9 protein-coding genes, 1 tRNA gene and 1 pseudogene are annotated in these 12,085 nt (G+C 48.6%); 5 read left to right on the top strand and 6 right to left on the bottom strand.

Annotation, left to right across the window (positions count from 1 at the left end):
* Positions 1 to 520: 520 nt before the first annotated feature.
* Both AC1S52_RS29815 and AC1S52_RS29810 read left to right on the top strand, forming a co-directional pair.
* Positions 521 to 790: a GlsB/YeaQ/YmgE family stress response membrane protein gene (locus AC1S52_RS29815; protein ID WP_482032683.1), complete on the top strand. Its 270-nt coding sequence runs from the start codon at positions 521 to 523 to the stop codon at positions 788 to 790.
* Between the two features lie 625 nt (positions 791 to 1,415).
* Positions 1,416 to 1,682: a hypothetical protein gene (locus AC1S52_RS29810; RefSeq protein ID WP_482032682.1), complete on the top strand. Its 267-nt coding sequence runs from the start codon at positions 1,416 to 1,418 to the stop codon at positions 1,680 to 1,682.
* Between the two features lie 192 nt (positions 1,683 to 1,874).
* Here AC1S52_RS29810 and AC1S52_RS29805 read toward each other — a convergent pair whose 3' ends face one another.
* Complete coding sequence (locus AC1S52_RS29805) at positions 1,875 to 4,439, bottom strand: hybrid sensor histidine kinase/response regulator (RefSeq protein ID WP_482032681.1); 2,565 nt, start codon at positions 4,437 to 4,439, stop codon at positions 1,875 to 1,877.
* 293 nt (positions 4,440 to 4,732) lie between these two features.
* Positions 4,733 to 5,743 (bottom strand): GTPase ObgE, encoded by a 1,011-nt coding sequence (obgE, locus tag AC1S52_RS29800; protein ID WP_482032680.1) that lies wholly within the window; start codon positions 5,741 to 5,743, stop codon positions 4,733 to 4,735.
* Between the two features lie 457 nt (positions 5,744 to 6,200).
* Here obgE and AC1S52_RS29795 point away from each other — a divergent pair, with 457 nt between their 5' ends.
* Positions 6,201 to 6,422 carry a DUF4327 family protein gene (locus AC1S52_RS29795; protein WP_482032679.1) on the top strand — a complete coding sequence of 74 codons (222 nt, stop codon included), beginning with the start codon at positions 6,201 to 6,203 and terminating at the stop codon, positions 6,420 to 6,422.
* Between the two features lie 61 nt (positions 6,423 to 6,483).
* Here AC1S52_RS29795 and AC1S52_RS29790 read toward each other — a convergent pair whose 3' ends face one another.
* From AC1S52_RS29790 to AC1S52_RS29775, 4 genes are all read right to left on the bottom strand, one after another.
* A complete protein-coding gene (locus AC1S52_RS29790) occupies positions 6,484 to 7,824 on the bottom strand; it encodes a protein kinase domain-containing protein (protein WP_482032678.1) in 1,341 nt (446 codons plus the stop codon).
* 117 nt (positions 7,825 to 7,941) lie between these two features.
* Positions 7,942 to 10,005 (bottom strand): serine/threonine phosphatase, encoded by a 2,064-nt coding sequence (locus tag AC1S52_RS29785; RefSeq protein ID WP_482032677.1) that lies wholly within the window; start codon positions 10,003 to 10,005, stop codon positions 7,942 to 7,944.
* Positions 10,006 to 10,279: 274 nt separating this feature from the next.
* A tRNA-Gln gene (locus tag AC1S52_RS29780) sits at positions 10,280 to 10,351 on the bottom strand.
* 43 nt (positions 10,352 to 10,394) lie between these two features.
* Positions 10,395 to 10,841 (bottom strand): hypothetical protein, encoded by a 447-nt coding sequence (locus tag AC1S52_RS29775; protein WP_482032676.1) that lies wholly within the window; start codon positions 10,839 to 10,841, stop codon positions 10,395 to 10,397.
* A 206-nt stretch (positions 10,842 to 11,047) separates the two neighbouring features.
* Between AC1S52_RS29775 and AC1S52_RS29770 the strand changes: the two genes are divergently transcribed.
* Both AC1S52_RS29770 and AC1S52_RS29765 read left to right on the top strand, forming a co-directional pair.
* Positions 11,048 to 11,401: a hypothetical protein gene (locus AC1S52_RS29770; protein ID WP_482032675.1), complete on the top strand. Its 354-nt coding sequence runs from the start codon at positions 11,048 to 11,050 to the stop codon at positions 11,399 to 11,401.
* 125 nt (positions 11,402 to 11,526) lie between these two features.
* Positions 11,527 to 12,075 (top strand): annotated as a pseudogene (locus AC1S52_RS29765) (IS630 family transposase); the annotation flags it as partial.
* Positions 12,076 to 12,085 lie beyond the last annotated feature (10 nt).

Here is a 12,085-nt window from a genome sequence, read left to right as displayed (position 1 = left end):
TAGAGACGTGATCGATGCGGAAGAACAGATCCGTCGGGAAGAACTAGATGTAGATACAAAGGGTCGCCCAACGGTCGAAAAGCGTCCTGACCGTCGCATCTAATCTGTTTTTGTCTAATTGTGGTTCACCCAAGGTACTTTGCCTGGTAATCTAATCTAGAAAAACCAATTTGCGGGGTTTTGAAGGTTTGTAATCATTCAAAATTTGCTTGTTAAATTACTAGCTGTGTAACCATTATCCAAAAGTCCCTCTCCTAAATTTAGGAGAGGGACTTTTATAGCTATGTTCAGTGGAATCAAATGTAGATGGATTAAGGCTGGGAGTAGTTGCACAATCAGGGCTGATCTATCATAGCGACTCTAATTTTCTCTACCCTTTACAAAAGGGCACTACCAAAATGACAATAGGCTAGTCATTTCAGTGGATCTCTGGAACTTAGGAAATGAAACTTTTGGTTGATGAATTAGCTGGATCAAAACCATAGAATTCAAACGTTGGTAGATTCAAGGAAGGAAATACATGAATATCATTGCCTGGATTATCTTAGGATTCATTGCTGGGGCGATCGCTAAGATGATTTACCCTGGAACGCAGGGTGGCGGCTTTATCACTGATATCATTTTAGGTGTTATCGGAGCCGTGGTTGGTGGCAGCATCCTCACCTTATTGCAAACTGGAACACTGCAACTCACCGCAGCCAGTCTCAGCATTCCCGGAATTATTGTGGCAATTCTTGGGGCAATCATTGCTATTTTCATTTGGGAATCTCTGATTCGTCGTCGTGCCTAGATACCTATGAAGTTACGCCTCTGAATAAACGACTTGTGTAGGTTGGGTTGAGGCATATAACTTGCTTGCCATCAGTTCTTCCATCGCCTTAGAGCCATTCGGTTGAGCTTTGTGAAACCCAACCTACACAGGTCTTATATTTAATGAATCCCACCTACTTAGCGTGACAGATTTTGAAGATGCAAAAGGTGTGACATGGTTACAATGTCGTTTCTATTTATCCTGTTTTTAGCCTCACCACAATGATTAAAACATAAATACTAAAACATACAGTAGTTCTCATGCTGATGCGGTACAAGCTGGTCATTAGTCATTAGTCCCTCGTGGGCGACCAATGACCAATACCGACTAAAAACGTACCTCACAAAGTTGAGAATCACTATAAATAGTTTCCAAAAAACTTTTTTAGCTAGGAGGATTACCTCATGATGTTTCGATTAGGACGCATTGCTGTAGCGGGTGCAGTTATTGCAACAGGGTTGTCAATGCTGGCTCAATCGGCTAATGCCCAAACTCAAGCCTGTGTGCCACTCAAGCTGTAGGTAATGGTGGAACGCGAGTTGAAAAGTCAGTTTCACCCCCCGGTACTGGCGTCACCCGTGACAATTGGAATACCGATTTTATCGTGCCCAGCAACCGAAATTTCCGTCGTTATGTTGCCAGCATTATGCCCCTGAATCGGGGTGACTATAACGTCCAGATGAACCTGAAATATAGAGACGATACCGCAGATACCGTATACAACCGGGTGGCTGGATTGCCAGAGCGAAAAAACTATTCCCTTTCAGGTGCTCCCCGGACTAACACCAATCCCTATCAAGTCAATGTGCAAGTGGGGGGGATTCCTGTGGTTGGGAACTCTTATGTTTTATCCGTTTCAGGGTGTAGCTAACAGGGGAATCTTCTGCCAGGTTGATACCTCAAAGTTGCGAGGTTCCTCGGCATCGCGTTTAGTAATTCTTCTGTATCGATCACTAAACCAATAGCACTGAAGTAAACAGAAACCTCAGAGTGGCGGCCCGTTCTTCCCAGGTTAAGCTTGGAGAAAAAGGCTGGAGAACAAGGTAGATCAGGGCCTTCAGTCTTAAGTTAATGCTACTGGTCTGGCGATCGCGGCAATAATGGTGGCAATTTCTTCGGGATGGGTGTTTTGAGAGAGGTAAATTTGAAAACCCAGGGAGATCGCTCTCTGTCGTCCTTGCTGGCTGCGATGGGGAGTGAGGGCGATCGCAGGTAAATCGGTTCCGTGGGATGCTGCATAGGCTTTCGCGGTGGCAAGTAGTTTCATTTCTTGATTGCTCACGCTATCTCTGACAAGATGAATTAGAAGAAGATTGGGATCGAACTGTTCCAGAATTTCGATCGCATCCGTAGCTGCCGCAACTCCCAGCAAGTCAGCCCCATCTTGCTCAAGCTGGTTAATTAAGGGTTGTTTGGAATGTAATTGCGCGTCAACCATGAGGATACGCCGATCCTTTAGCAGAAGCGATTCTGCCGATGCAGCGGTCTGGGATATAGACCGTTCAGATAGGGGGATTTGCACTTCAGAGATAGGGGTAGAGGTAGGGGGTGGTCGCATGATCGGCAACTCGACCGTAAAGGTTGCCCCTTTGCCCTCTCCTTCGCTAAAAGCCTGGACGGTTCCCCCATGCAATTCCACCAGATGGCGCACCAACGATAAACCAATTCCCATTCCCCGGTAATGGCGGGTAGTTGAGCCATCTTCCTGGCGAAAGGTTTCAAAAACGTGGGGCAAAAAATAGGGTGTAATTCCTTTACCAGTGTCAGAGATGACGATTTGAATTGCCTGATCGACTTGAACCAGACGAATATTCACCTGTCCTTCGGGGAGAGTGAACTTAATTGAATTGGAAATTAAATTCATCAGGATTTGGCGCAAATACCGCTCATCTCCCCAAAGTAGTTCAAGGGATGGGTCGAGATCCGTAATTAGATGAATTCCCTGGGCAGTTGCCGCAAGGTCGAGTGACTCAATCACCTGCTGGGCTAATTCATCCAGCCTGACTAAGCTGAGTCGGAGACGAAACTGACCTGTAACAACCTGTGACAGGCTGAGCACGTCATAGACCAGTTGAGTCAGGGCGATTGACTTTTGTTCAATCACTTCCAGCGCTTGAACCACAGTTTCCTGGCTGAGTCGCTGGTACTGAAGCATATTTGTCCACCCGGTAATGGCGTTCAGTGGGGTCCGGAGTTCGTGGGACAGCGTAGTTAAAAATTCGTCTTTCAGACGGTTGGCTTCCTGAGCTTTTTCATAGAGATAGGCGTTGTCGATCGCGATCGCTGCCCGTCGAGCTAGGTCACTAGCCACTGACAGATCAAGCGGGTCGTATTGGCGGTTAGACTCTGCCATTGCCATTACCATCGTTCCAAACTTTTGCCCCCGTGCAGTCAGGGGCACAATCAGAAGGGATTTTGGCATCAGTTGACGATGAATCGTGGCAATTCGAGCGTCCTGGAGGAGTGGCTCAACGGCTGAAAAGTCAGCAACCATCAGTGGCTCGCCAGTCCGTAGCACCTGCGCCATCAAACTACTGCGATTCTCAGACGACGTTTGGTAAAGCGAGCTTAACTCATTCAAAAGATCCTGTTTAGCCTGATTTCTATGCCACGCCATGATAGGCTGTAGCCTGCCATCCGGGGTTAGCTGATGCAGCATACAAAAGTCTGCCAGCAGTGGAATCGCTAATTCAACTACATTTGCCAAAGTTGTCTCATAGTCGAGGCTGCTTGCCAGAACATTGCTAGCATTTGCCAGGAAGGTACAGCGCTGATTGGCAATTTCTGCATGGGCACGGGCAGCTTGCTCCTGTCGCAGTAGTTGGTCGCGCTCCTGCTCAACGGCTTTACGGGTAGTGATATCTTGAAAAAAGATTGAAAGCCCACGATTGGAGGGATAGAGGCTCACCTGAAACCAGCGATCGCGGCTCATGCAACGGGTTTCCAGGTGCCTGGAAGTCCTGGTTTCTACGACTTCATAGCATTGGTGGTAAAGCGCGGTGCTAACCAACTGGGGATAAACTTCCCACAAATTGCGCCCCAACAATTCACTGGAATACTTCTGTAACAGTCGCTCAGCCTGGTGGTTAACGTAAGTAAACTGCCACTCAGTATCTACCGCACAAAAACCATCGGTAATGCTTTCGAGCAGATGGGCAAACGCTTCATTGGTAGACTGTAAGGCATCCTCTGCTTGCTGTCGCTGATTGATTTGGCGTTCTAACTCATGTCTGGTTTGCTGGAGCTGGGTGAGTTGCTCCTCGATCTGACTGGATAGGGCATCACAATTTTGCTGTAACTCCACTTCTGTTTGCTTCCAGGCAGAAATGTCTTGGTGCAAAATGATGACACCCGATGGAATTGGATAAGCCCGTACCTCAAGCCAGCAGTTGAGAGCCGCATGGAAAGCTTGAAAGCGGACGACAATTTGTTCAGTTAAAACCCGTTCCAATTCGTTATAAACGGTTGAACCCACTGCCTGGGGATAGATATCCCAGAGAGATTGTCCTACAAACTCCTCTGGCGATCGCCCCGCGATTTCGGCTCCTCTTTGATTGACAAACGTAAAACGCCACTCTCGATCGCAGATTGCCGCCCCATCGGAAATGGTTTCAAAAACGCGAGTCATCTGATCTAACGGTAGATTTACCAAAAGCCCATTCAACCAGCCTTAGCCGCTCAACCTCAGTTGTGCATCCAGGAATTAGTTCATGGTTCTCAACAAAGCTCTATCATGCTTGGCGGAGGCATCCCAATCTGTTTATGTTCCGGTTTCAGATTCTAATTTTATATTTTGTTAACAAATGCGGACATTCTAGAATTTACACCATTGGCATTAAGGCGGCATCCCTCTTTTTGTATATCCCGCAACATCTCCGGTTTGGGGGGCAGGGAATAGGTGAGAGAGAGAGGGGGTATCCACTATTCCACTGGAACCAACTCATCTAGCTCCCGCCAAACGTGGTGCATGAGTGGGTCTAATCCGTCACGGGTAACGGCGGAAATGGTGAAGATGGGAGCGCCGCTGAGGGCTTCAAGCTGAGTGGCGATCGCTTCTACCTGGGCGGCATCCTGGGCAAAGGCATCAATCTTACTCAGTGCCAGAATTTGAGGGCGCTCTGTTAACCCCCTGCCGTAAGCCCGGAGTTCTTCTTGAATGGTGGCGTAGTCAGCCATAGGATCGGCACTGGTGACATCAACCAGGTGAAGCAGTAGGCGGGTTCGTTCAATGTGGCGGAGAAACTCGTGACCCAGTCCTAATCCCAGGTGTGCCCCTTCAATCAGTCCTGGAATGTCCGCAAAGACGGTGCCATCGCCGCTGGGTTTGCGAACTACACCCAGATTGGGCACCAGGGTTGTGAATGGATAATCGGCAATTTTGGGGCGGGCAGCAGAAAGGGCGGCAATCAGAGTTGACTTGCCCGCGTTCGGCAATCCAATAATGCCCACTTCAGCTAATAGTTTGAGTTCCAGGCGCAGCGATCGCTCTTCTCCTGGTAGTCCTGGCAGTGCCCGTTCTGGGGCACGATTACGGTTACTCAGGAAGTGCTGGTTCCCCAACCCGCCCTTACCCCCCTGGGCAACACAAAGGGTTTGTCCAGGTTCTGTCAGATCACCAATTAATTCTTCGGTTTCAGCATCGTAGATAACTGTGCCACAGGGCACTTCAATCCAGCGATCTCGTCCCGATGCGCCTGTGCGGTTATTGGGTCCGCCCCGCTGCCCATCATCTGCCTTGAACAGATGGTTATAGCGAAAGTCTAGTAGCGTTTGCAGGTTTTCGACCGCGCTCAAAATCACGGATCCGCCCCTGCCGCCATTCCCACCAGAGGGTCCTCCTGCTGGAACATACTTCTCCCGCCGAAAGGCAACCAAGCCGTCGCCACCTTTCCCCGCCTGTACCTGAATGTCTGCCTGATCAATAAATTGCATGGAATCCGATCGAAACCTCTGCCCCAATCATAGAGAATAACCGCAGAGGATGGATGGCAAAGGAGGCAGCAAACTTAATTACCCATACCCAGTTCCCGATTCCCGATTGCTTAAATTAATTTTCCAGTTGAACCCTTGCTAAAAGATGAACTAAGATCTTAAATAGGAACTCGGAAGTAGTCAGCACGGTATTAGCCGACACGGTATTAACCGACGAAATGAGAAGCATTGGGCATTCCTTAAGTAATCATGCAAATTTAAGCAGGTTGTTCGGTTATCCCACCTGAATTAATCAGGAAAATGCTTGCCATGATCTTGTAGTGTGTTAATATCAATAGCTGAAAAAGCTGCTTCCCCAAAGACGCGACTATCAATACATTTCCGAAACATTCATTTCCGAAACACAGTTAGGAAGCCTTCGAGAAGTATTTGCAAAATTAGGATCCCCAAACACAGTATGAGCCAGCAGGTTATTCACCCAATGGTCAAGTTGCAGCGACAAGTGCAAAAGTTGATCGACTCAAAATTGCTAAAACCAACAGACAGTATTTGGAAGATCGCCCTCCTCTATGGGGACGATTGGTCTTTTCTAAAACAGGAACTTCTTGCCTACGACTTCACGATGCAAGATCCTGTCAGCGATATACTGGCAGTTGATAGCTGGGAAGAGGAAGAATAGGCGAGGTGAATTCAAAGGATGAAGGATAGAGTTTGTAATTTATCCTTCATCCTTTAGCCTTTCAAAGACACTTTGCCAGTGCTTGCGCCAGCTCCCTCGCGGTCTGGTAGCGATCGCCCGGACGGTAAGCCGTTACCCGCTCAATCACCTTTTGTAGCTCTGGAGAAGCGGCGTACAGTTTCTCTAAATTGAAGCCATACCCCAGACTCTGCTTTTTGTAATAGCGGATCGGGCTATCTCCGGTGAGCAGGTAAATCAGGCTAGGACCGATGGCATAGAGATCGGACTGAGTGGTAGGTCGCCCCTGATTTTGCTCTGGGGCACTATATCCCTCTGCCCCAATCCGAGTTCTGGACGGCATTCCTACCGCTTTAACTGCGCCAAAATCCAAGACAATTACGCGATTGCTGCGGTTTTCTACTAACAGATTTCCAGGCTTAATATCTCGGTGGATAATGGGAATCTGCCGATTATGGAGATACTCCAGGACTTCACAAGTCAGGATCATCCAGGTGACTGCCTGTTCCTGACTGATGGGTCCCTGGCTGCGTATCCACTTCTCCATATCTTTCCCATGTAGCAACTCCATCACCAGATACTTTTTCCCATCCTCAATGAAGAAGTCGTAAAACCTGGGAATGCCAGCATGGTTCAGTGTTTTAAGCGTATTTGCCTCTCGCTCAAACAATTCCTGTGCTTTAGGAATACGAGCCATATCCGCATTCATTTCTTTCAATACCTGTAACCCACTCTGCACCTGCCCTGCTGGCATGATCATGCTGGGGTTCCACACCAGGTAGGTTGTGCCCATCCCTCCCCGACCCAGGACACGTAACACCTGATATTGGCGAATAGTCTGCTGAATTTTGACGGGTTGGCCACAGTGGATACAAAACAAGTTCCCAGGGGCGTTGCCTTCATGGGCGCAAAGGGGTGGTTTTTGAGCGGGAGGGCTGACGTTTTGCTGTGGGAGAACTGGAAGTTGAGGGGACAGTTCCAACGGCGGTGGTGGACTGGAATTTGCCTGGGAGGGGGGCGACGACATTTGAAATTGCAGTAGGGGTCCTCCCCTGGCTAACTGAATCAAAGTGTCCTCTGAAAGGATGCCCTGAGACATCAGGTAGCCATTGACAAAGGTTCCGTTGGCACTATGGTTGACCAGTTGCCACCCTACTTGAGGTTGGGAAGCGGAAACGGGGAGATTAATCCGACGCAGTTCTAGATGAAAGCGAGAAACCAGTAGATTTTCAAGCACGATGTGATTCCCAGGCGCACGCCCAATCCGAAGCAGCGGTTCATCTTCAAACTGCCACTGCTTAACAGGAGTACGCTGTTGGGGATCAAGTAAGGTCAGGATGACCATGCTGCTGGCGATGAGCCGTTGGGTGGGGCAACGGGGCAAGAGTTGAGATTGAGAGTTAGAAGACGGGGAATAGGAGATTAGTTTTTAATTTTTAGTTTTTGGTAATTAGAAAATTAGTCTAATAACTAACAACTAACAACAACAACTCCCACCCACCTACCGTAGATGATCCAGGTTGGGACGAACTTTGGCGCGAATGACGATCGCCGAAATGTTGTCATGCCCATTGTATTGGTTTGCAAGATCAATCAACTGCCCAACTCCCTGATCCAGATTGGTGTGGGAACTTAATAGAGGTTCAATGGTTGCTTTGCAGTGGGTTTCCAGCAGGTCATTGTCGGATAGTCCGTCGGAACAAAGTATCAGTAAGGTATCTTCATTCAGTTCAAAGTACTGCACATCGGGTTTAACGAAATGCTCATCCCGTGGTCCAAGTGCCTGGGTTAATTGGTAAGCATCGGGACGGGCATAGGCAATGTCGGGGTCAACCCCCCGCTGAATTTCCCGCTGTCCAACTTCGTGATCGACTGTAATCTGTTCTAAACCGCGTTTGCGGGTGTAACGGTAGAGCCGACTGTCTCCCACATGGGCAACAGCCGCCTCGGTGTCTTGAATCAGAACCATCACCAGGGTTGTTCCCATGCGCCCACTACCAGAACGGGCATTTTGCTGATTAACGTCGTAAATCGCCTTATTCGCAAGCTGTACGGCTTCATTTAGGGCATCCGAGTTGGGGAGGTTGCCAGAACCATCCCTGGAAAAGGGGGAACTTTGCCACTTTTCCTTGAAATACTGGCGCAGGGTATCGACCGCTAAGGCACTGGCGACTTCTCCTCCGGCATGTCCGCCCATGCCATCACAGAGGATATAGAGATTACGGACGTGGACGGTTTTGCCAGAGGGGCTTTCTAACCGACTCATCTGGGTTTCAATCCCAAAATAGTCTTCGTTATGGTCTCGCTGACGACCAATGTCAGTACGTCCAGCATCTTCCAGATTGAACAACTGCATTGGTAGAACAACGGTTGGCAAATCATCACTTTCGCTCTCACCCTCATCTTCTACAAACGTGGCAACCTCATTGAACGGTTCCAATCGGGTAGAGGCAACTGAGCTACTGATGTCGGCAGAGCCATTGGTAGGCACCTCAGGCGGCAAGTTGGTGATTGCCAACTCAGAGGAATCCAGAGGGTCAGAATCGAGCATTTGATCAAACTCGGAGTAGGTTGTTTGAAGGTCATCCGCGATCGCCTCAATTCGCGATCGTACATCAGGAATAGTGGTTAAATTGCCTGTTTCTAGATCCGCCAACAATAAAGTAATTGCCCCTAGCTGGGTTTGTTGAGACTGGGCAAACAGAATTTGCCAAAGCCGTCCCAGATGATACAGGGTAGGGGGCTGGTCTGGAGCGTTCGTGTAAATCTGCTGGAGACAAAGAGCCTGATCTTCATCGACCCGTAGGTTAGAGGTTTCCAGGAGACTTTGCTGACTGTTGACCGTTTCTAATAGGCTCCAAAGCTCAACCATTTCGTAGAGCCAATGCAAAAGCTGAAGCTGGGGAATGATTAATTCATCGTTGGACCACAAATCAGTCAGGTGGGGGAGCAGGGAGCGGTCTTCCAACAGCAAAATTTGTTGTCCATTTTGTTGCCACGTATCGTGCAGGAATGGCAGTGCCTGGTTGCACTTATCTTGCAAGGTCAGATAAGGTTTGGCGATCGCTGGCAGCGTGACCGATGTTATAAAACTGGTCGATTGCGGACCAGCCGTTGAGTCGATTTGATCTTCGGTTGGGCTGACTGAAGGCTCTATGGTTGAAGTAGCTGCTTTTTCTTGCACCAGCGCTTCCAGCAGGGAAGGCTGAAAGGGCTGGCAGTCTAATACTCTCAACCGCTTCGCTGCTCCAACTTCGCCTAGCGGGGGGAGGGCTTCCAAAATGCGGTAACGTTCCTGCGGGTCTAAGAAAGCGCCTGAATTCGGAAAAGCTGCTGCGGAAGCTGCGTTAGACGAAATAGATTTTGTCTGTGGTTCCCGATAATCAACCACGATCGCTTGCCAGATCATCCCAGCGATCGCCCCACAGGTTGGACAATTCACTGAATCAAAGGGCACCAAACTACTACACTCTGGGCAGGTATTGTGGGTTAGCGAAGCGCCGCACTCCTGGCAGAATTTGTTTGTGTTCGGGTTTTCAAACTGACAGTTAGGACAAACAAGCATGGTGGAGTTTCCTTAATTCCCATCTAAAGCCTATCCGAAAAGCCCTAACCCTTAGTAGTTAAGGGGTTGCGGATAGGCTTTCAGAATTGAACCACTAGCTGAAACGTAAACTTTAGCCTATTTAAAGCCTATCCGAAAAGTCTTAATCCCTAAAGCCAGGTACTCAACCAGAAAATGACCTGGATAGGCTTTTAGGCAGAATTCCCAAAATCACCCCTGGGGGGCACAGATTTTGGAAATATCCGCCAGATGGAGCGATGAGAATCGAGAGAAACTGGGGCGCTAGGATTCGAACCTAGGGATGGCGGGACCAAAACCCGCTGCCTTACCACTTGGCTACGCCCCAATGTATGACCCTGCTTATCTTAGCAGTTTTAGAGGCAAGTATGTCAACTGGTTCCTGATTGCCCATTAAAGTGATTGACCGAAAGCAACTGATGGTTCAGGAAATTAACCAGGTCTTCCACGGTACAGAGGGTTTGGGGATCGAAGCAATCGCTCAGGTCTACCCCAAAGCAATGCAAAAAGTCATCACAGAGCGAGAGTTGCCAGTCAAACCAACAAACTGAAGGAAAATGCAAGTCCTCGTTCAGGCGATCGGCAGGACGTACTCTAGAAAATTCCAGTCCGCTATAGGCTGGCATGTGATCATAGACAAAATCGGTCACTTGTTGAGAAACGGAGTGGTAGCGCCAGACCTGCTCAAACCATTCCTTTGCGCTCATCGGAGAGCGACTTCGCAAGAACCAATTCACACGCTGTCGGGTCCAAAGGTCGGGACTGAGATCAGCATAGGTTCTAAAGCTATACAGAATGTTCTTCAAGCGTTGCCACATGCGCTTTACGTGCTGAACCTTAGCTTAAGTATTCCCATCGCCTCCGGGATATCACAGGTCTGGCAAAGACATCGAAATCAAATTTGCCATCCCTCTCAGGGTATACTCAGCAAAATGTGATTTAGCAAACAGCCTTTCAGGGCTGATCTACGCTGGAAAGTTTTGTCAAAGACGTTCACTCTATTGGATCCCACCTCTGTACAACCATGAGCTACTTAACGCTGGAGCGGGAAGTTTCAAAAATGGCATACGCTTTTACATCACGCGATGCCAGAATCAGCAAGGCAATTATTGATGATTTGTGTGAGCGATTTTCCCTGGAAGATGTTGCAGGGGTTCTATTGGTTAGCCTGGAGCGTCTGATCTGGTTTGATGTAGAAGCCTGCATGTGGGCGATTGAAAATATGATTCCCATTGAAGTGATGCGGGAAATTAAACAGATTTTCATAGTCACCTTTGGCAAACGATTGATTGAAAAGGGAATGGCACCGGGACAAGATTTCAGTGTTGACTCAATTGGCAACTTATTGTTGAGCGCAAAAGCCAGGGCAGCGTTCTAAGCAACAGTTAATTTGCGTTCATCAAGCTTTGATTCATAAAGACAAGATCGCTACCCTCTCGAAGAGACTGGCGATCTTGTCTTTATGAAAATTTGACCTAGAAAATTACACCACCTCGGTTTGAGTCGAAAAAAAAGACCTATGGCTATCGAGAACGGGATAAGTGCAAACGAGCGGCGTTTGTAGAACAACTCGCCAAGGTGCCCGTGTCTGACCGGGTGTACCTTGATGAGTCGGGGATGGATGAACGGGACGATTACGGGTACGGTTGGTGCGAACCTGGGGTGCGATTTGAAGCGCTCAAATCGGGACGACGGGGACGCATCAACCTGATAGCGGCTTACTGTGAGCACCAGTTGAGTGCCACTTTTACAGTGGAGGGGGCTTGTAATCGAGTCGTGTTTGAAACCTGGCTCGAAACGTGTTTACTGCCCACTCTGAAGCCGGGAAAGGTTTTGATTTTGGATAACGCGACGTTTCATCAGGGTGGACGGATTGCTCAACTCGTTGAGTCGGCAGGCTGTCGTTTGTTGTATCTACCTGCGTATTCTCCAGATTTCAATCGGATTGAAAAGTGTTGGGCTTGGCTCAAAAGCCGCATTCGCAAAAGCTTGTCTAGCCTTAGTTCTTTAAGGCAGGCGATGGAGTCAGTTCTGAAGGATGCTGTGTCCTAATAGTCTTGTC

This window comes from Kovacikia sp. CALU 1929 (genome assembly GCF_056784235.1).
This window is presented reverse-complemented; position numbering and strand designations above follow the sequence as displayed.

What these genes read in the sequence shown, in the direction of transcription:
- AC1S52_RS29775 (WP_482032676.1), bottom strand. Translation starts at nt 10,841, where the DNA reads ATGTGGCAACGCTTGAAGAACATTCTGTATAGCTTTAGAACCTATGCT.
- AC1S52_RS29815 (WP_482032683.1), top strand. Translation starts at nt 521, where the DNA reads ATGAATATCATTGCCTGGATTATCTTAGGATTCATTGCTGGGGCGATC.
- AC1S52_RS29805 (WP_482032681.1), bottom strand. Translation starts at nt 4,439, where the DNA reads ATGACTCGCGTTTTTGAAACCATTTCCGATGGGGCGGCAATCTGCGAT.
- obgE (WP_482032680.1), bottom strand. Translation starts at nt 5,743, where the DNA reads ATGCAATTTATTGATCAGGCAGACATTCAGGTACAGGCGGGGAAAGGT.
- AC1S52_RS29795 (WP_482032679.1), top strand. Translation starts at nt 6,201, where the DNA reads ATGAGCCAGCAGGTTATTCACCCAATGGTCAAGTTGCAGCGACAAGTG.
- AC1S52_RS29785 (WP_482032677.1), bottom strand. Translation starts at nt 10,005, where the DNA reads ATGCTTGTTTGTCCTAACTGTCAGTTTGAAAACCCGAACACAAACAAA.
- AC1S52_RS29770 (WP_482032675.1), top strand. Translation starts at nt 11,048, where the DNA reads ATGAGCTACTTAACGCTGGAGCGGGAAGTTTCAAAAATGGCATACGCT.